Below are 21479 nucleotides of genomic sequence, written 5' to 3' on the forward strand. Positions count from 1 at the left end.
TCAACCGCTTCTCAATGAACGTTCTCTAGCATATCTATTTTGGCTTTCATCAGTTCTCTCAAAAACATTATAAATATTTCCTAATGTAGTAAACCATGCGCCATTAGACGCCATATATTGAATAAAACGTTCTAATTCTTTTATAAAATGTGCCCGACCGCTTGTTTGGGGGTGTAATGTTAAGATAAAGCAAGCACCGTCAAGCTTACACGCATAATCGTAAGTTGACTTCCACCTTTCAAACACTTCATGAACACATCTTAATCCACCTTCTCCTTGATCGCCTACAAACTCTTGTGTAGGAAAATCATCCAAATACCATGACACTGGTATTTCTAATATTTTACTAGAAGGGCCATATACATTCCCTTTATCTGCATTTACCTTAACTGGACGAATCCAATATGGGTAAAAATCATTTCCCATTAAACTGCTATCATAGTTAAATCCATATTCCTCTAATATACTGAGTGTATTCTCACTAAAATCCCATGCAGGGGAACGATAGCCACTAGGTGTAACACCGATTTTTTGTAGTGCCTCCAAGCCTTTTTCCATAACAATCTTTTCTTCATCATAAGATAATTCCGTTACATTCTCATGAGCGTATCCATGATGGCAAATCTCGTGGCCTTTAGCAACTACCTCTTTACAAATATCGATATATGTATCGATCGTATGGCCAGGAATGCACCAAGACGTTTGTATATCGTACTTTTCAAATAATCTGAGCAACCTAGGAGCCCCTACTGCCGCTCCAAACTCCCCCCTTGACATATAGGCAGGAGAAAAAAGCTTATAGGTTCCCAACCAAACAGAGGCCGCATCAAAATCACATCCAATATTAACTGCTACACGCTTTCCTTCGGGCAACCTTAATGTACCTGAACTCTGCACGAAACATCCTCCCTCAAATGTTTTTGGCTTTCTTTCTGCTGAATTTTACCTTCATGCCAATACAAACACCCAAAATAAATTACCTGTCCTTCCTTTCAAGATTCTTAATCCCTGTATGGCCAGCATTACACAAAAGCAATTTAGACATATGTATCCAATTGTTTTACTTTTTACGGTTATCAACTCCGCTCGATACATTTCCTTTGAAAACCTGTGGCATCCGCCGGAGGATTTAACTTTATTCAGCCGGTGTTTGAACCCCCACTGAATGGAATACCAAAATGCAGCCATCTCACCTCTTACAGAAGTGAGAGGGAATTGAGTAAGTAACTATATAAGTATTTGAATTGGAAAAAATTATGCCCAATTACCTACTAAGAAATTCGAACTGACATCGGGGTGCGGATGGTAAAAACGTTTACAAAAAAAATGATTCCTCAAATCAATACGGCAGCCCCTTTTTGGAACTGAGCAAGTTAAAGCCTCCAATTTTCCTAAAAAGAGGCGCCTTTATGGATGACAGCACTCTCATAAATTCCCCCAACAGAATGCTTAAAAGTTTCCTCTTACAATCCGCTAATGTTTTTTGAATGCTCTGGTGCACTTGTAGGATCACCCGCGATTTTTGTAAGCTCTAGACCAGTAGTCCTCATCCCTCCAATGAGAATGATTAGACCCGAACCTAAAACAATTGCAGCCAATACATATAAGGTGCCTATTCCGCCTATCACGTTTAATAAAGCCACTGTCAGGAAAGGAGCGATGATTCCACCTATTTGACCTCCTCCCTCGGTGATAGCTACCCCGGTTGTTCTAACACGCGTCGGGAATATTTCTGCCATATATACATAGCCGGCCGAATTCGCGGCAATCATCATTGAGCACATAAAAGCACCCAAAATAACCAAGAAGTTACTTGAAACATTTGTCATAAGACACAGCGAACCCGCAAATACAACTGTCACAAAGAACATAAAATACTTTCTTTCTACTTTATCTATTAAAATTAAAGCGATAAGAGCACCAACTGGGGTACCCAAATAACCTAAGGCTGTAAAAAGAAGTCCAGAGGAGGCAGTATTTCCAGATTCAATTAATATCGTTGGTGCATAACTTAAATAGGCGTAAGTGGTGATGAGCCAAACTAGCCAAAATGCCAACGTAATAACGGTTCGTTTCAAATATGGAGGTGAAAATAAAGTTTTGGTTACACTTCCACTACTTTCCTCTTCTGGCGGAACCACAGGGACAGGCGGCAATTCTTTGCCCGTTTTCAGTCTGACTCTTCTTTCCATGTCTGTTACTAACCTCTCTGCTTCCTCTGGCTTTCCATTTATGACTAACCACCTTGCCGATTCTGGAAGAAAACGTGCTCTCATAAATATCAAAACAATGGCAACTAGGGCTCCAAGACCAAAAATGATTCGCCATCCATTTTCTAAATTAATCAACGCAAGTGAAATAAAGGGCGTAATGGTTAAACCGGCAGCTCCCCAAAAATACATCAACTGAAGATATTTCCCTCTACTTTTTGATGGAGAAAATTCCGTGATGATCGTGGATGCTATTGCTATTTCGGCACCTGTTCCAACTCCTGTTATGAACCGGAATATAGCCAGAGACCATAAATCCCAGGCAAATGCTGAAAGAAACCCACCTATAGCTACAATTAATACGGTATATAAAAGGGCTTTCCTACGCCCGACACGATCTGCAACCAATGATAACAGGTAGTCCCCAATCACATATCCAATTAAATACAAAGTAACTGGATAAGCAGCCTCTGTTGCAGTTAAATGAAACACTTCCGTTAGTTTTGGTAAAGTAAAACCTATCACACTGATATCAAAATATACGAAAAAATATGATAACCCTATGATTAAAAAAGTAAGATTACTAAAGCCTAATGTAGGTAATCTATCGATCCTTGCATTCAAATCAGCAATCTTTTGGCCATGAACAGCACCCATTCCCTTTCCCCCTTATTGAAATCATTTTTGTTTGTTAATAGTAAAAAAATCATTCCTGATTACGTCTATCCAAACCCAGGCTCTGAATTTTTTAACTTTACGTTTATTTTATTTTCAAAAAAATAGACATCTGCAAAGAGCAACTCAAATTCAGTAATGGTGATGAACCTCCCAGATGTCTTGGTATATTTAATATTCCACAATAAACCAGGGCTTATTTTACATTTTTAGACCTTCTTACCTTTTAAATTTTCCAGATACTATCACCGCCTTTAAATAAACGTAAAGTTTAAATCGATACCTCAATTATATATACATAAAGTTGAATGTCAAGTTATTAATAAACTTTTGGTTTAATTTATTTAACATAGCGTTTATTTGATGTAAACTATCTGTATAATGTATGAAACGGTGATATATGATGAGTTTGGGTTCTCGCTTAAAAAAAGAAAGAGAAAGAAGAAACTGGTCGCAGATCTATGTAGCTGAAAAAATCGGAATAACCAACGCTGTCCTGTCAAACTACGAACGGAATTATCGAGATCCTGACACCGAAACCTTAAAAAAGCTAGCTTTATTATATGAAGTGAAAACTGATTATCTACTAGGCATTACAGATAACCCTACAGCCGCTGAAAAAGGCAATGAGTTCCCTACAATCATTAAGGACCCCGAACTTGAAAGGTGGCATAAGGAATTACCTAATTGTAATGAAGAGGATTTGCGGAAACTGAGGCAAGTATGGGAAATTATCAAAGGAAATGGGGATAACGAATAGCCGATAAAATATAGATAACACAAACACGGGATAACTTAATTTAAGTTGTTAAATTTTCCTCATCTGATCCCTCCAAAAATGTTCATCCTTCTTTTTTTATATTTCCTAAACACACTTTTGAATTACCAGATAAATAGCGAACTTTGGTGAAAAGAGTCATTATTCTCATGAAGCAAAAGTCTTGGCAAATCAAAAACTAGTGACACAAGATTTAATTGCGAATTGAAAAACTAAGCTTGGTCAGACTGAGCCTATTTTTATTTACGTCTATTTTCCGTTAAAAAACTTCCTAGCCCCCTGGATATCCCCCCTAACTCCGGGGGCTTTTTTCTATTTCTTATGTTATGAGTGATTTCATACCGTACTTGCAACGACCGATCCTATCAATTTAATGTTGGTCCAACACGAATAAAGTTAGCGGCTTCGATTTCGTCGATGGAGACCAACTCGCTAACAGGTTGTTTTACTCGCGTAGCAATGACAGCAAAAGCAGTAGCCGTGTTAAGTGAAAGTCTTACAGTTAGTGCTAGAGTTTCCTCAAACCCTTGATTTACAGCTTCCTCCGAACTCATATGATAGCCCTACATAGCCCAGTTTTTTTTACGTATCTAGTCATTCCATTAATGATATTATAGAAAAAATAATATAACTGGGAGGAGTTTTTATTGGATATTTCCGAAATCAATAACCCTGATTTGCATCAATATATAGAAGCCTTGAAAAATGAAAATGAGGACTTAAAGAAAGCCTTTGAATGCTCTTACGATGGTATTTGGATCTGCGATGCAAAGGGAGTGACCATCAGCATAAACAAAGCGATTGAAAGGATCACCGGATTAAAAAAAGAAGATGTGACAGGAAAAAATATGATAGACCTAGTAGAAAAAGGGATTTTTGATCAAAGTGCCACCTTAAAAGCACTGGAAGAGAAAAATACGGTTACCATCATGCAAAAGGTCATTAGTGGAATTTCAACCATCGTAACAGCTAATCCTATTTTTGATCAGAACGGCAATATAAAAAAAGTGATTTCAAATGTAAGGGATATCACGGAATTAATTCAACTAAGAGAACAGTTGCAGAGGCTGGAAGAGGAAAAAAATAAATATCAGTCAGAGCTAAACAGTTTGCTCCACCACATTGAAGAGGTAAATGATATTGTCCTTAAGTCTCCAAATATGAAAAAAGTAATTGAAAAAGTGATGCAGGTTGCCAAATATGACACTACTGTAGTACTGCTTGGAGAGTCCGGAACAGGAAAAGAAGTCATGGCTCAATTGATTCATGATTCAAGCTCGAGAAAAGAGAAAGGTGAGTTTATCCGTGTAAATTGCAGTGCAATTCCAGCAGAATTACTTGAATCAGAAATGTTCGGTTATGAAGCAGGTGCCTTTACAGGTGCAAAAAAATCTGGAAAACCAGGCCTAATTGAACTGGCTCATCATGGCACATTATTTTTAGATGAAATTGGGGAATTGCCCCTAAATATTCAAGCCAAATTTTTAAGAGCCATTCAAGAAAAAGAGATTATGAGACTTGGCGGTGTAACACCCATCAAGGTGAATTTTAGAATTATCGCAGCTACAAACCGAAACCTCAATGACATGGTTGCCAACGGGGAATTCAGAGAAGATCTATTTTATCGGTTAAATGTAGTTCCGGTAACGATCCCGCCTTTAAGAACCCGAAAAGATGATATACCTAAGCTAATTGAAAGCTTCACCAATACGTTTAATAAATACTACGATACGAAAAAAAGATTCTCTCCCGAAGCAATACGCATTCTAATCGATTATCCTTGGCCGGGAAATGTCAGAGAGCTTAAAAACATTGTGGAAAGAATGTTTGTGACAACTTCCTCGGATACAATCTACCAACAGGATTTGCCGAATTTTTTATTACGTCATGTAAAACCTGAAGTGTCATATAAGAACGGCTCCTTAAAAGAACAATTGGCCCAATATGAGAGAGAGCTATTACAAAACACCTTAAGAGTAAGTGCCACTACTTACGAAGCTGCGGCTTTGTTGGGGGTTGACCAATCAACAGTTGTAAGAAAGATGAAGAAATACCATTTATCAATGTAATGTCGCACAATCTCGATGCATCTTTACATCCAATGCAATAATGCATCTTTCTTCATCTAATAAAATTACCATTGAATTTTAGTTTGTTTTTTGAATTTTTAATGTAAAACTGCATCGACAGGTTCCGAGAAAAGTCAAAGAAAACAGCTTTTTTCTTTGGCATGATACTTGCTTTTTATATAAGGCAACTGGAGGTGAAAAAATGAGACATTCTTTTACTGTGATGATGGTACTTTGGTTCATATTGGTTAATGCTTCTCAGTTTATCCCGGTATTAAACAGGGTAGAGCCCTCTGCTTTTGGCATACCGTTTAACTTACTATGGATATGGTCATTGAACCTTCTGATCTCGGTCTATTTAGTATACTGCGCGATAAAAGTTTGGAAAACCTACGACATTGATGTCGAAAAAGCTCAAGAAGAAGCTATTAACCAGGGATTGGAGGTCAAAAGATAATGAGTCTACCCACAATGGTCTTTGTGTTTTTAGGCATTTCTATGGTTGTATACTTATTTATTTGTTATTTGGGTTATAGAGCGACAAATCAATCCTCTATGGATGACTTTTATTTAGGCGGAAGAGATTTAGGACCGATTGTTCTGTTTCTAACTATTGGCGCTTCCTGGTTCAGTATGTGGTTTTTGCTTGGAGCTCCAGGTTCCTTCTTCCTTCACGGTGTCGGCTTTAATTCCTTTTTCATCTTAAACATTGTGCTTGGTGTATTTATGTTTGTGTTCGGACGAAGAATGTGGGCACTGGCAAAAATATATAATTATGTGACCCCCAGCGACATGTTGGAGCATTACTACAACAGCAGATTTACTCGGCTCATTTCAAGTGTGATCGGAATTTATTTATTATTTCCTTATATAGGCATTCAACTATTAGGTGCTGGCGTCGCATTCGAATTAATCGGAAGTTCCTTTTGGCTTGGCGTAGGAAGTATGCTTGTCTTAGTAACGCTCTATAGTTTAGTCGGCGGGATGAAAGCGGTTGCCTGGACAGATGCCGTACAGGGAGTATTCTACATGTTGCTCACCTGGGGACTCGCCTTTTGGATGCTCAGCAAGGGAGTCACAGGCATCGGATCTTTGGGGAACTTATTTTCAACGGTCAACGACAGCTACCCGGATTTCCTTAAATACCCTGGTTCATCCGGATATTTTACTCCTTTAAACTGGTTTGCTTATATTGCCATTTATGTAACAGCGGGAATTGGCCTTCCGCATTTATGGACACGTTATTACATGGCCAAAAATATGAGTGCATTTAAAGTCGTCCCGCTTGGACATGTGTTGTTTGCAAGTTGGGGCTTTATACCAATTCTCATCGTCGGTATACTCGGAAAGTTGTTCCTACCGGACATTGAAGTAGTCGATCAAATTTTCCCGGCCATTGTCTTGGAATATTCTCCTGTGCTTGCCGTTGTATTGATCACGGCAGCTTTTGCAGCAGCGATGTCGACTGTTGATTCACAATTGATGGCGATGGGAACCATATTCACAAAAGATATTTGGGAAGTATTCATTAAGAAAGAAAATAGTGAAAAGACCCTTGTATGGGTTGGCCGAATCTCCATGGTGATTTTAATGGCCATCTCCGTTGTCTGGACACTCTATGCTGAAGGATCCATTGTAGCTTTATCCATGATTGCCTTTACCTGCGGCTCCCTCTTATTTATGCCTCTCTTTGGTGTACTTTTTTACCCCAAAGCAGGAAAATATGCGGCAAATATCAGTTTAATCGCAGGCTTCTTAACACTTTTATTCACCACGTATATAGTCCGTGATCCCGGAGGCATTTATGGCGGCGGATATGCGTTATTAATACAGGTACTTCTATTTTTCATCATCGCCCAGATAGAGAAAAACCACCTGAAAGAAAGAACCATCGCCTATCACAGCATTACTAGAAAATGTATAAATGGTGAGTTTCAACCATCAAACGAAAAAGATTATCACAACACAAAGAACGTAGCAGAATCTCAATAGGAGTGATTAATGATGTACAATCAAAAAGAAAAAGTCAAAGTAGCCGCCGTAAACGCTTCACCTTATGTTTTTGACCTGGATAAAACCGTAGATAAATGTCTATCCATTATCGAGGAGGCAGCCGGTAATGGAGCTAGATTGGTAGTATTTCCTGAAACGTTCCTTCCTATGTATCCTTGGTGGCTATGGATGTCCGTAGACAATAAAAAGAGACTCGAGCTTTTCAAGAAGCTATATTATGAATCTGTAGAAGTTGCAGAGGAACCGTTTCAAAAGATTTGCAGAAAAGCAAAAGAAAAAGAGGTTTATATCGTAATAGGAATTAACGAAAGAGAGCGCGGAACCTTATATAATACACAAGTCTTTATCAATGACCAAGGCGATATCATCGGAAAAAGGAGAAAACTTGTTCCTACAAGTGAAGAAAGAACGGTTTGGGGACGAGGAAATGGAAGTGACTTATTCGTATTGGATACCCCTTTCGGAAAAATGGGCGGGTTGATCTGTTACGAAAATTCAATGACCCTTTCACGTTACGCCCTCTACTCAATGGGAGAACAAATTCATATCGCAAACTGGCCGGGATCAAACTATAAGAGCCAACCTAGAGATCGAACAAAAACCATTGAAACCGTGTCCAAATTCGTTGCATTCGAAGGGCAAGTATTTGTTATTGCCTCCTCCTCCTGCATAGGACAAGAAGAACTGGACTTCTATACAACATTGGATCCTTCTATCAAGGATAGTTTTGATCTGGGTGGAGGCATGTCAGGGATTATTTCTCCATACGGGGAATATGTCTCCCCTCCTGTCATAAATGAAGAAGGCATTGCCTACGGTGAAATTGATCTGGACCAAATTTTAGATGCCAAACACATGATTGATTGCACTGGCCATTATGCCCGGCCTGATGTAACAAAGCTCGTATTGAATAAGGAGAAATATTCTGCCTTAAATATAAATGAGCAGCCTGCCATCATGAAGCTGTCAATTGAGGACGAGGAGCAAGTAATTGAAGTAGAATAATCCGATAGAATTGATTGATCAGCTATAACGTACCAAATCAACGTCCGAAATCCTTGATTCCGGGCGTTGATGTTTAAATCTGCCAATCCTAAAGTCTTAATGGAAAAGTTAATCAGAATCTCTAATAACCTCCATCACCCAAAATAATAACTGAATCTTCCAAAACAATTGAAAGTTCCAATCTAAAGGTCCATAATTTTATTAATACCAATTTAGAAATGGGGTTATTCGATGATTCAGGCTGATTTAGTTATTTACAATGCAAATGTTTTGACGCTTGATGAACAAAACACTCGTGCAGGCTCTCTCGCCTCTTACCAGGGAAAAATAACGGGAATTTGGCCTGATGAACGCCCACCCGACGATGAGATCATTAAATCAGACAACTTCAAAGAGATAGATCTGAATGGAGCGACTCTTATACCAGGATTTATTGACACCCATAACCATATTTTAATGTACGGACAGCAAAAGCATCAGGTGGATTGCCGGTCTCCTTTCAACAAAAATATAAAGGACATTCAGCAAAGGCTTACTGAAGCGGCTCAACAGAAAAATGAATATGAATGGATTATCGGCTATGGATATGATGACTCCCTTTTGGAGGAGATGCGGCATCCGACAAAAAAGGATTTGGATGCAATCAATACAAAACACCCTATTTTCATTCGTCATATCTCCGGCCATTTGGCAGTGACCAACTCTTCCGGTTTGCAGATGGCAGGCATCACCAAAGACACTCCCCAACCGGAAGGCGGGCACATCGAAAAAGACAGTCTGGGAGAGCCGACAGGCGTTTTATTTGAGCCTGGAGCAATGAATCTCGTATCTGGACACATCCCTCTACCGGACAGAGGAGAACTGATACAAATCCTTAAGGAAGCCAATAATGACTACTTAGCTGAAGGCATCACTACAAACACAGACGCCGGCATCGGACTGTTTAATGGAGAAGAAGAGTTAGATATTTATCTTCAGGCAATCAAAGAAAATCCCCGCTCCATGAAAATGCGGCTGATGATCTTGAATGAGTTGTTAATCGATAATGGCCCGTTCCAATCTTACACTGCCACTGAACTGGACGACGAGATACAGGAAAAAACAAATGGAAAAGCAAAGCTGGACAGCGCTAAAATTTTTCAGGATGGTTCCATTCAAGGCCTGACAGGGGCACTGCGCAAACCCTATCACTGCGATGATCAACTGTATGGAGAGTTAATATATTCACAGGAAACCATCAACCATTTTGCGCTCGACTTTCATAATAGAGGGTTCCGGGTTGCCACTCATGGCAACGGAGACCGGGCGATTGGGTCCATCATTGAGGCTTACGAGCATGCCATAAAAAATGGCGGGGAACGGGATCACAGGCATCGGATTGAGCATGTACAAACTGCAACCGAAGAAGATTTGAAAAAAATGAGCGAATTGGATATTGCCGCGTCTTTCTTCATTAATCATGTTTACTATTGGGGCGACCGGCACAGAAATATTTTTCTTGGCCCTGATCGGGCAAAACGTCTCAACCCACTGAAAGAAGCCGATAATTTAAACATTCTTTATACCTTGCACTCCGATTGTCCGATTACGCCTATCTCACCACTCTTCTCTGTTTGGGCGGCAGTAAACAGGGTTACAAGCAATGGCAATGTACTTGGAGCTGAGCAAAAGATTGATGTGGAAACTGCTTTAAAAACAATGACCATCTATGGAGCAAAATTAAATTTCGAAGAAAATGAAAAGGGTACAATCGAGGTCGGCAAAGCAGCTGATTTTGCCATTTTAGAAGAAGATCCGACACGTATCAATCCCATGAAAATAAAAGATATACATGTATTAGCAACCTATATTGACGGCGAGCTCGTTTTTGAAAAGGAAAGCCTGAAAGTAAACGAATGAACGGCCTCTATTTGTGAAGGTACTTAGAAATACAATAACTACCTATCAAATTTACTGGTAGGTAGTTATTAAAGTTCTAAAAATTATTTACTTCTTCTTAGAATGGTCAACCAGACCCCGCTTATATTCCCGTTACATTATCGATCGGTGTAGACTTTCCATTAATATGAATATCTATTGCCTTATGTACAGGGTCTAACGTTAATTTATAAACATGCTGTTCCAGTACCTCCCCCTGCTGATTCGTTTCATCCAACTTTACGATTAATGTGTCTCCATGCGTTTCAAGGTCGGTTGTGACTGTTCCTTTTGACTGAAAAACGATATAAGAAATATCCTCGCCTTCACTGATTAGTTGAAGTATGGATTCCTCATCAATTACCTCTTGTACTTTATTAGGAACAACCTCTATTTCACTAATACTTAACGTTGATGCATTGCATGCTGTTAAAATAATCTCTTCAATCCATTTCTCCCCTTCAACTGCCTTTTATCAACCACCGAATACTGAAATATTATTTCTTTTATTATATAGAGAAATATAAAGACTGTATGCAAACACACCTTTTAAACGAAAATAAACAAACGAAAAGCTTAAAAATACCAATAAAAAAGCCCATAGAGAAAAAACACTCACTTTCTCTACAAGCTAACCATAATAACAACTTCATTATTCAGCAAGTATGCCGTACATATCGTTTCTTCGGTTTGCAGTGTAACTCATCTTTGGATCAAGTTCTTGCTTAATTGGTAATGTAACTGTTTGGACTTGTTCTTTATCTTTTAACGAAAGTAGAATTTCTCCTGTCGCATCAATCACCATACTATCTCCACAGAAATCAAGCTCTCCTTCTTTTCCTAATCGATTACAAATAATGACTGGGATTTCGTTTTCCATTGCACGGCATCGTGAAAATAAATGATGATGGAGTTCATAAGGATGCATATTTGCGTTTACAATCACAATGAAGTCTGCTCTCATTAGTTTAAGTGCACGTGCAATTTCAGGAAACTCCACATCAAAGCAAATCATCATGCCAATTGACCCGAGTGGAGTATCGATTACTTCAAATCTTGATCCGGGTTGGAAATAATTCTTTTCACTATCAAACAGATGAACTTTTCGATAGACTCCCAACACTTCCCCCTGCGAATCAATCAGCGCTGATGAAATGTAATAGTTGCCGTCTTGCCCATCTTCAGGAAAGCTAATAACCAAATAAATTTCATGGTCTTTACATAAATTGCGTACCTTTGTCATGTATGGGCCATCAATCGTTTCAGCCAGCGTATTTACATTTTCTCCAACCGAGTAACCGGTGAGAAATAATTCCGGAAAAGCGACTAATTGAGCTTGCTCATTCTTTGCTTTCACTATCGCTTCTTGTATACGCTCCAGATTACTTTGTTTATCACCCAATTTTGGTATTAGTTGAGCGACAGATACTTTGATTTCGTTCACAAATATCTCTCCTAAACGGGCGTTTTTAGTAAGTTCTTTCAATTAGTTAATGTTTCTTTCAAAAACTTCGGTAAACAGCAACAAACGATAAGCCCCTTAGTGGCAAGGGGCTTTCATTTTCCGCAGTTTCAACAAAATAACTTCAGTGGTTATATTCAGAACCTTATAGTTGCTATTTGTTAAGGTATTTTGCACGGGATGCGAGCATATCTACAAGGAAACGTGTAGCCGTAATTGCTGTAATATCTGATTGGTCATATGGTGGCGCGATCTCTACAACATCAAATCCAACAAGATCTACTTGTCCCAGCAATTCGATTGCTTGTATCATTTCCCTAACCATAATTCCACCGGGAGTCGGGGCACATGTACCAGGTGTTTGGGATGCTTCCAATGAATCCATATCAAAGGAAATATATACACCATCCGTACCATCAGAAGCAATTTTAATAGCTTCTTCAACTACTTCTTGTATACCTTTTTTATAAATATCTCTCATTGTATATAGGGAAATTCCCTTTTCTTTCACATACTCAAGTTCAGCTTTAGGATTCATTGGTCCACCCGCACCAATGATGACGGCATTTTTAGGATCAAAACAATCCAGCTCCATTGTTCTAGGTACAGGACAGCAATGGTTCCATGGATCTCCGCCTACATCTTCGGCAGTATCCAAATGAGAGTCGAAAAGAATGAAACCATATTTTTTAGTTGGATCAAATTGGTTCAATGCTCTTGTTGAAGTAACTGTAATAACATGATCCCCACCAACAAGAATTGGCAGCGCTCCACCTTTTAAGATCTCTAATACATTCTCTCCACCACGTTCAATCGTGCCGAAAGCGTCGCCAATTTTTACGTCTACATCCCCACAGTCGCGAATATTATATGTTTCCATAATATTTACATCATAATCAAAATGATAAGGGATGGTCATCGATGAGACGTCACGAATTTTTCTTGGTCCCATGGAAGAACCTGTACGGGTAATGGTTGTACCATCAAATGGAACTCCAAGTATGGCTGCTTTTACTCCTTCTTCCTTTATCTTATTTTGATCTGGCTCCATAACAGGGCTATTTAAAAATGTTGCAGGTCCTTTATGTAAAACTGAGCTCCAAGTATCATTTGATTTCATTTAATACCCCTCCAAGATTTTTTTTGGAATAACGATAATCTCCAAAACTATATTTTTTTAGAAATAATTTCGTCAATCCATAATAAACAAGTGCTGAGACGATTATTGCAGGTAATGTAGCTCCAAGAGCATTAAACAAAGTTATCCCAAAAGAACTAGTAATAAATGTAAACCCTGTCATCCAACCGCCCAGGAATAGCCAAACAATCATACCAACGATTTGTGAAAAAATAGCAATAGGATTAAATCCCTTAAAATACTTATAAGGTCCTTCTTTGTCAAAGCAAGCTTTTACATTAATTTTTTGTTTTCTTAATAAGAAATAATCAATTAATATAATTGCCCAATATGGTCCTGCTAACATAGCTCCAAAAATCAAAATAAAATCAAAAGCTTCGCGCAGTGAACCGATGAAGATAAATGGCAATGCTGGTAATGCGATTAAAACGGTAACAAATCTAAAATTTAAATTTGGAAATACAGTCAATAGAGACATAGCTCCAGAATATATTAATATAGTAATCGTTGTAATCGTACCAGCAATAATACAGATAAATGCCATAACGCTTAAATTAAGTTCAAGCATCCATAGTGTTGGATCTACTTCACCTGTCAATATTGTAGCCATTCCACCCACAATTCCAAGCAACATCCCTGCTAAAGCTAAACCAATATATGTTCCCCAAACACCACCCCTTTCAGTTTTAGCCATACGGTTCCAAGAACCTATATATTGCAGCCACACAACTGCGTATGCAAATATGGCTTCGAATGCAAATATCCAACTTGTCTCTCGCGTTGCTTTAAAGCTTAACAGCGCTGCAAGATTCTCAGCACTTAACAGTTTTATTAACATATAAATGCTAAAAGCTAGCATAATAGGTACGGTTATATTTGATAGTTTAAAGCCTATTTTTGGATCAATAAGTAATAGAATTATAGGAATTATAATTCCACCTACGATTGCATAAGCATAATACTCTCCTGCAAAACCGCTGGAACCCGTTAAAATAGTAACAGACAATTCTCCAGCTGATCCCATCAGAGACGATAAAATTCCTGTCCATCCAATGGTAATAGCTAGAATTAGAAAGACACCGAATACTGAACCATAATATCCAAACGCCGGTCTATGAGAGACGATTTCATCGATACCATATTTAACATTTTTTTGCGCTGACCATGCACAAATAGTATATGCAGCTAAATTTCCGACAATAGTCATGATCACCGCTGGGATGAATCCTAATGATTCTGAATAAGTACTCCCTAATACAAATGAAGCTAATATAATATTTCCCCCTGCATATAGCCAAAACATTGTTATTGGTCCAGCATGTCTAGCTTTTGATGGAATAGGAAAAACGCTGCTAGAGTAATCCGCTCTATCTTTAATCTTGTTCTCCTCCCTTGCTTTATTTATTTTTTAATAAACGATGTAATACCAGATAGAAAATACAAAAAGTGGCAGTATGCCGATTCCAACAAGTAACCAATGATCAACTTTTCTTATATCGTTTACTACATCATCTTCATCATTTCCCCATTCATTAGCGTCTAGAAGTTTTTTTAATAGCAGCCATATATGCCTCCCCCTTACCTAAATAATCTGAATTTTAATTTTAAACAGATTGTATACGTAATTTTAAGCATTCCTACTAAATGATAGCCCTTTCTTTTTATGTAGAAAAAAATTAAAAGTTACATAAAATCTTCCTCCTTTAACTCTATTTTCAACGTTGTTATTCTTGTAATCTATTTTAGCTAACTTATATTAGTTAGCTAAAATAGATAATGTTGTATGATAGAGTATAGCATGATGATTTTTAGTTGTAAACTAACTATTATTAGTTAGTTATATTGCAAATAAATAATAGATGGAATGACTAATGAACTATGACATCCGATTATATTAGGCTTTTGCATGAGAAAAGTATACCAATGTCATTTAAAAAAGAAAAGATTTAATTTTAATTCTTTTATATTTTTATACCTAATGTTTGTTAGGCAGGGCAATATTATTTATAATAAATGAAGAGGAGGATCAATTGATGAGCCAAACAGTTAACAAAATAAAGAAAACAGCATTATTTTACATTTCTAAATATGGTTATGAAGGGACTACTCTTAAGGATATCGCTCAAAAAGTAGGTATTAAAACACCTTCCATTTATTCTCACTTCAATTCTAAGGAGCAACTTTTCCTTAGTATTATAAAAGATTTAAAATTAAAAGAACGCGAATCATTAATGAAACTAGTTTTAGCACTTAGGAAAAAACCGATTGATGAAGTCATTAAAGCTTTTTTTTATTTTTACACAGATTCAAATAATATTGCTTCTTGGCAGATTATTTTAAAGCAAATATTAATGCATCCTCCGGCCTCCCTACTTCAAACTTTAAGAAAGGACTTTGAAGAATTAGAAAAAGAAATTTCAATTCAATTGTCCGAGTTTTTCCAGATTGGAAGAGAAGAAGGGTGGATTAAAAATGAGGATACAGAACAACTGATTTCACTTTTTTTCACTCTCATTGACGGCTTATTAGTTGAACAAAATCTATATGACAGTGAAAAATATGAACAAAGAAGAGAAGAAGTTTGGAATTTATACCGAGATTTTATTTCTCAATAATTTTTATATAAGAACGATTTAAAGAGATTTTTTACATTAATATTTTTTTATCAAGAAATAAGCCTCTCCATCTTTTTTGGGAGAGGCCCTATTTAATTTCCTTTTTAAACGTTTTAAGGAAGAGCTTCCAACTGACTCATTAATACTTCCAACTAAGGAAAAGATCCATCTTTTTTCTATCATATGTTAACTGAAGGTCTTCACTTACCCCAAGTGTTTCCGCTGTTGATTTAGAGATTTCTATCATGACACCCGATTCATTGATGACCGCAAACTTTTTGGAGTGAAAGTTGCCAATGTAACTTGAGGAGAGAGAGATTACATCACTCACTGCTCTATGATTATTTTGCTGACGAAGTTACATCGGCAGGTACATTTACAGCCGGATCCTCCATATCTTTCATGGAAAAATAATATGCGGTAACATCTTCATCGTTGGAATGCTTTGTTAACAGGCTTATTACAGCCAAAACTACAAAAGATACAACTAAGCCCGGAACAATCTCATGCAAACCGAAAGGCCTGCCTGCGAAATTCCAAGCAAAAGCAAATAGTAAAGAAATAATAATACTGGCTTGTACACCCGTTTTAGTCGCACGTTTCCAAAACATTGCTGCCATGACGGGCATGACCAAGGAAACGGCTGTTAAGGAAAGTGCATAAGTGTAGATCACAATGATATTTTTAATAAACAAAGCTACTCCAAGCCCGATAAAAGCCATTACTGCTACCGAAATCCTTGAAATATTCAATACTTGTTTATCAGTCGCATTGGGTGCCACCCATTTTCGGTAGATATCATTCGATATATTGGTAGCTCCACTCAGCAAAAACGAAGTGGCACCCGTAAGCACTGCTGCAAACAATGAAATCATAAACAACCCGCCTATAGCAGGGTGAGCCACCAAAGTCATAAATTGTGTGTAAACAAGGTCTTCCGGAGTACCAGCCGGCAATACCAGCTTGGCCATAATTCCAATCGGTATTGCAAATAAACCTATTAGCCCACAAACGATATATCCTACTGTGACAGCGCGCACAGCAATTTTTTCCGTCTTTGCAGCAGAAAAACGCTGCCAGGTTGTTTGCCAAACAAGATAAAATGGACCAAAAATAACCATGTAATTAAACAACTCTGTTTTGTTAAGAGAAAAAAAGCTTAAAAATTCAGAAGGTGTTTCTTGAATAAAAGTATCCATACCGCCCACGTAATTTAATCCCATAAAGAATAAAACAATTACACCAAGCAAGATCAAAATCGACTGGACAGCATCAGTCCAAGCAACACTCGGAAGACCTCCCATCAATGTAAACAGGACGCATACGATAAATCCGAATAACATGGCCCATGTTAAAGGCATCCCTACAATAGTAGTAAGAATCGATCCCATCCCTACTATCTGCATACCGAAGGTCGGAGTCATATACAACAAGCTAATAACAAGAGCAGGTATCAGTCCTGTTGCTTTTCCAAATCTGCGTACAAATAAATCGGGGATTGTATAGAGCTTTAATTTTCGTATTGTTTTTCCAAGAACAAGCGCCAAAATAATGGAGACAAAAACATATGGGATATTTCCTGTAAAGTAGGACATCCCCATTGTAAAACCTTTACCGGCTGCCCCAATAACAGCTGCGGCCCCTAATGCAGTCGCTATAATGCTTCCCGCAATAGGAAAAAAACCCAGACTGAAATCAGCCATGACATAATCATCCGCAGACTTGATTTTCCTGGAGTAATAAACACTAACCGCTGTAATTCCTACAATAAATGCTACTAACCATACAATCCACCAATTCATTTACCTCACTCCAATTGTTAAAAATTTATTGGCCATGCGGATTTTAATCATCAGACCCCCTTTCTTGGAAGTTTGATATAATTTTGTATTAAATTCTATTTTCTTTTGTTTGATTAGTCAATCAATTCCGTTAAATCTGATAATAAAAATATACAATCCATTATATTGTTTCTTTAAATAACTCTAATATCAGTTATAAATAGATAGACTAAGCATCTCGTGAATGGAGGGAGTAATGTTCGATTATGGATCATAGCAAACACTGCAAGAGTTTCTACATATGGCTATCAAAATTTTCTTACAGATGGTAATGTTTAATTAGATTCATCATTTCAAATGAAAAGCCACTATGAATCGGGGGTATTCACTTTGAAACGGATATTTTTCTTGATTGCGGTTTCTGCAAGTGTATTGCTTCTTGCTGGTTATGGAGGTTTCCAATACTTAATAAACAAACAGGAGAAAGAAAACATCGAGGTGAAGGAAAAAGCAAAGGCTGTAGGTGTTACAGAAGAAGAATTTATTGAACAAACGCAACAAATTGAAGGAATAAGCTACAAGGTTGATCTTGATGAAAACTCTACTCAAGAAGAAGTGATTGATGTGATGCACAAAATGACGCATCAGAAGGTGAGAGCCGAGCAGAAATGGGGAGCGATTCCAATGATCCCTGAAACGATTCACGACGTTTACGAAATCGTTTCTACAAGCAATTTTGACAGAAAAGAGGACCTCCTTGACATCCTCGAAAGATGGAAAAATGAGGACTTCTCGAAAGCTGATAAAGATCACAACTATATTTGGACCTACCAAGGCGGTACAGTCGGCAAGGCATTTGGAGTTATGTCTCAGAGTGAGGAAGCAGTATTTATCAAAAATAATTTTAAAAACTAAAATGCTTTTGAATTAACATCATAAATATGGTAACTGCTATAAACAAAAAACAGCAGTCCTCCTTTGAGGGCAGCGCCTTTTTATACTAAAACCGTTGATTTATAGGCTTCCTTCCTGGAGCATGAACAGCTCATGGTATCCTTCTGCTGCCAAAGATATCACACACAGATAAAGAGAGGGGCTGACCAAAAGTTGGTACGCCAATTTTTTTCTTACTATAAACCACACCGAAGGTTATTTATTGTAGACTTTACCAGTGCGGTCATCGTTGCCATTCTCGAATTGGCCTTTCCAATTGCAGTGCAAAGGTTTATTGACCAACTGCTTCCAACCGGGAACTGGTCCATGATTGTTACAGTCAGTTTTTTACTATTATTAGTCTACCTATTAAGTACCTTTTTGCACTATATCGTAGGGTATCTGGGACATAAATTAGGCATTAATATCGAAACGGATATGCGTCAAGAGCTTTTTTATCATGTTCAAAAGCAGTCCTTTCGATTTTTTGATAATACAAAGACTGGCAATATCATGAGCCGGATCAGTAATGACCTCTTTGAAATTGGGGAACTTGCTCACCATGGTCCGGAAGATTTTTTCATTGCCATTATGACTTTTGTAGGTACTTTTTTTATCATGTTTTCAATCAACATGAAACTCGCCTTGGTCACTATTTTCATTGTACCGTTCCTTGTTTGGGTCATCACCTTTTGCAATGTTCGCATGAACAGAGCTTGGGGACAGATGTATACGAAGATAGCCGATATCAATGCACGTGTTGAAGACAGTGTTTCCGGCGCCAGAGTGGTACAATCATTCACAAATGAACAATTTGAGCAAGAGCGCTTTGACAAGAACAACAAGAATTTCCGCAAGGCAAAATTGGCTGCCTATAAAGTGATGGCCTTTACCACATCCAACATTTATATGATGACACGATTTGTGACTCTTGTCGTGTTGGTATTTGGTGCCTGGCTGACTTTCCAAAAAGAGTTATCGTATGGCGAATTAGTCAGTTTTGTTTTGTATGTCAATGTACTGATGAAACCTGTCGATAAAATCAGTGCCCTAATGGAGCTTTATCCTCGTGGAATGGCGGGGTTCAAACGATTCCTCGATTTGATCGCCCAACAGCCGGACATTCAGGATAAAAAGAATGCTATCGTTGCTCCTGCTTTTCATGGAAATATAAGGTTTGATGATGTCCACTTTCAATACGATCCGCAGCAGCCTGTGCTGCAAGGGATCGACTTGTCCATTAAAGCAGGTGAGACCGTTGCCTTTGTAGGACCTTCAGGCGCTGGAAAATCGACAATTTGTTCACTGATCCCCCGTTTTTATGATGTAAATCATGGGAAGATAACAATTGATCACTTGGATATACGAGATGTAACAAAACATTCTCTTCGATCACAAATCGGGATTGTCCAACAAGATGTATTTCTATTTGCGGGAACCATTCGAGAAAATATTGCCTATGGGAACTTAAACGCAACCGAAGAAGAAATTCATGAAGCAGCAAGACGAGCCCACCTGGAATCATTTATTCATACATTACCGCAAAAGTATGATACTGAAGTTGGAGAAAGGGGATTGAAACTGTCCGGAGGCCAGAAGCAACGAATCGCCATCGCCCGGACATTTTTAAAAAATCCGCCTATCTTGATTTTAGACGAAGCGACTTCCGCCCTTGATACAGAATCAGAAAAAATCATTCAGAGCGCGTTAAATGAACTAGCTCAAAACCGAACAACATTGATTATAGCTCACCGTTTGGCTACCATCCGCAATGCGGACAGAATTATCGTTGTCACCGAAGACGGGATTGCCGAACAAGGAAGCTATGAAGAACTGCTCCGGCTTGATGGCATATTTGCCAAGCTTCATCATATTCAATATGAGCGTGTGTAAAAATATTTTTTTATATGTGTGTTTATAGAACTGAAGAGGCCGACGAGAAAATCTGTGGGAAACGATTCTCTCGTCGGCCATTTTAAATTAGGAGACGGGGGCCGAGATTTTCTCTTAACTTCGAAGTTGGTGTGGGATTAGTGACCGGTATTGGTGGAAAATGCATATGTTGGGCATCTATCTTCAACATTGGTAACCGCTTTTTAACGAAATCTCTGATAACGGGGATCTTTCTTCTACATTAGTGACCGATTTTAACCGAAATCACTCATAACGGGCATCTATCTTCAACATTGGTGACCGGTTTTTAGCGAAATCTCTCATAACGGGCATCTTTCTTCAACATTTGTGACCGTTTTTTAGCGAAACCACTCATAACGGGTACCTTTCTTCTACATTAGTGACCGTTTTTAACCGAAATCTCTCATAACGGGCATCTTGCTCCACTATTAGTGACCGCTTTTTACCAAAATCTCTCGTAACGGGAACCTTTCTCCAACATTGGTGACCGTTTTTTAGCGAAATCACTCATAACGGAAACTTTTCTCCATCATTAGTGACCGCTTTTTCCCAAAATCTCTCGTAACGGGCACCTTTCTTCTACATTAGTGACCGTTTTTACTTAAAACCACTCGTAACGGGCATCTATCTTCAACATTGGTGACCGCTTTTTCTCAAAATCTCTCGTAACGGGCACCTTTCTTCTGCATTGGTAACCGCTTTTTAACGAAATCTCTCATAACGGGCATCTATCTTCAACATTGGTGACCGATTTTAACCGAAATCTCTCGTAACGGGAACCTTCCCCCACCATTGGTGACCGCTTTTTACCGAAATCTCTCGTAACGGGCATCTTGCTCCACTATTAGTGACCGCTTTTTACCAAAATCTCTCGTAACGGGAACCTTTCTCCAACATTGGTGACCGCTTTTTACCAAAATCTCTCGTAACGGGCACCTCCCCGTTTTTTCTCGAAACCTCTCTTAACGG

17 protein-coding genes are annotated in these 21479 nt (G+C 38.3%); 9 read left to right on the forward strand and 8 right to left on the reverse strand.

What is annotated here, in order from left to right:
- Complete coding sequence (locus C509_RS0117330; RefSeq protein ID WP_018708200.1) at positions 1–897, reverse strand: polysaccharide deacetylase family protein; 897 nt, start codon at positions 895–897, stop codon at positions 1–3.
- A 566-nt stretch (positions 898–1463) separates the two neighbouring features.
- The gene (locus C509_RS0117340; protein ID WP_018708202.1) at positions 1464–2867 is read right to left on the reverse strand and encodes an MFS transporter; all 1404 of its coding nucleotides are present in this window, start codon (positions 2865–2867) and stop codon (positions 1464–1466) included.
- 421 nt (positions 2868–3288) lie between these two features.
- Between C509_RS0117340 and C509_RS0117350 the strand changes: the two genes are divergently transcribed.
- From C509_RS0117350 to C509_RS0117380, 6 genes are all read left to right on the forward strand, one after another.
- Positions 3289–3645 (forward strand): helix-turn-helix domain-containing protein, encoded by a 357-nt coding sequence (locus C509_RS0117350; protein ID WP_018708203.1) that lies wholly within the window; start codon positions 3289–3291, stop codon positions 3643–3645.
- A 665-nt stretch (positions 3646–4310) separates the two neighbouring features.
- Positions 4311–5732, forward strand: a complete 1422-nt coding sequence (locus C509_RS24165) for a sigma-54 interaction domain-containing protein (RefSeq protein ID WP_018708205.1) — start codon at positions 4311–4313, stop codon at positions 5730–5732.
- Between the two features lie 202 nt (positions 5733–5934).
- Positions 5935–6189: a hypothetical protein gene (locus tag C509_RS0117365; RefSeq protein ID WP_018708206.1), complete on the forward strand. Its 255-nt coding sequence runs from the start codon at positions 5935–5937 to the stop codon at positions 6187–6189.
- Positions 6189–7724, forward strand: coding sequence for a sodium:solute symporter family protein (locus C509_RS0117370; protein ID WP_018708207.1), 1536 nt, complete (start codon positions 6189–6191; stop codon positions 7722–7724). Before C509_RS0117365 ends, C509_RS0117370 begins: the two co-directional genes overlap by 1 nt.
- Positions 7725–7736: 12 nt before the next feature.
- Entirely contained in the window at positions 7737–8750 is a 1014-nt protein-coding gene (locus C509_RS0117375; RefSeq protein WP_018708208.1) for a carbon-nitrogen hydrolase family protein, read from the forward strand.
- A 231-nt stretch (positions 8751–8981) separates the two neighbouring features.
- Positions 8982–10649: an amidohydrolase gene (locus C509_RS0117380; protein WP_018708209.1), complete on the forward strand. Its 1668-nt coding sequence runs from the start codon at positions 8982–8984 to the stop codon at positions 10647–10649.
- 121 nt (positions 10650–10770) lie between these two features.
- Here the strand turns inward: C509_RS0117380 and C509_RS27255 are convergent, their stop codons facing one another.
- The 4 genes from C509_RS27255 to C509_RS0117395 all read right to left on the reverse strand — a co-directional run bounded on the left by C509_RS27255 (position 10771) and on the right by C509_RS0117395 (position 14672).
- Positions 10771–10905 carry a hypothetical protein gene (locus tag C509_RS27255; RefSeq protein ID WP_281168086.1) on the reverse strand — a complete coding sequence of 45 codons (135 nt, stop codon included), beginning with the start codon at positions 10903–10905 and terminating at the stop codon, positions 10771–10773.
- A 414-nt stretch (positions 10906–11319) separates the two neighbouring features.
- Positions 11320–12111 carry a carbon-nitrogen hydrolase family protein gene (locus C509_RS0117385; protein ID WP_018708210.1) on the reverse strand — a complete coding sequence of 264 codons (792 nt, stop codon included), beginning with the start codon at positions 12109–12111 and terminating at the stop codon, positions 11320–11322.
- A gap of 172 nt (positions 12112–12283) precedes the next feature.
- A complete protein-coding gene (locus C509_RS24170; protein WP_018708211.1) occupies positions 12284–13249 on the reverse strand; it encodes an agmatinase family protein in 966 nt (321 codons plus the stop codon).
- A complete protein-coding gene (locus tag C509_RS0117395; protein ID WP_342664528.1) occupies positions 13236–14672 on the reverse strand; it encodes a purine-cytosine permease family protein in 1437 nt (478 codons plus the stop codon). Before C509_RS0117395 ends, C509_RS24170 begins: the two co-directional genes overlap by 14 nt.
- Positions 14673–15300: 628 nt before the next feature.
- Here C509_RS0117395 and C509_RS25170 point away from each other — a divergent pair.
- Entirely contained in the window at positions 15301–15882 is a 582-nt protein-coding gene (locus tag C509_RS25170; RefSeq protein WP_018708213.1) for a TetR/AcrR family transcriptional regulator, read from the forward strand.
- A gap of 36 nt (positions 15883–15918) precedes the next feature.
- Here the strand turns inward: C509_RS25170 and C509_RS26770 are convergent, their stop codons facing one another.
- Together C509_RS26770 and C509_RS0117405 are read right to left on the reverse strand one after the other, a co-directional pair.
- Positions 15919–16065, reverse strand: coding sequence for a hypothetical protein (locus C509_RS26770; RefSeq protein WP_211214289.1), 147 nt, complete (start codon positions 16063–16065; stop codon positions 15919–15921).
- 158 nt (positions 16066–16223) lie between these two features.
- The gene (locus C509_RS0117405) at positions 16224–17684 is read right to left on the reverse strand and encodes a sodium:solute symporter family protein (RefSeq protein WP_018708214.1); all 1461 of its coding nucleotides are present in this window, start codon (positions 17682–17684) and stop codon (positions 16224–16226) included.
- Between the two features lie 369 nt (positions 17685–18053).
- Between C509_RS0117405 and C509_RS0117410 the strand changes: the two genes are divergently transcribed.
- Together C509_RS0117410 and C509_RS0117415 are read left to right on the forward strand one after the other, a co-directional pair.
- Positions 18054–18578, forward strand: a complete 525-nt coding sequence (locus C509_RS0117410; protein WP_018708215.1) for a DUF6241 domain-containing protein — start codon at positions 18054–18056, stop codon at positions 18576–18578.
- 192 nt (positions 18579–18770) lie between these two features.
- On the forward strand, positions 18771–20489 hold the full coding sequence (locus C509_RS0117415; RefSeq protein WP_018708216.1) for an ABC transporter ATP-binding protein: 1719 nt from the start codon (positions 18771–18773) through the stop codon (positions 20487–20489).
- Positions 20490–21479 lie beyond the last annotated feature (990 nt).

The sequence above is a fragment of the Siminovitchia fordii DSM 16014 = CIP 108821 genome, from assembly GCF_000374565.1.
In the GTDB taxonomy this organism is placed as follows: Bacteria; Bacillota; Bacilli; order Bacillales; family Bacillaceae_C; genus Siminovitchia; species Siminovitchia fordii.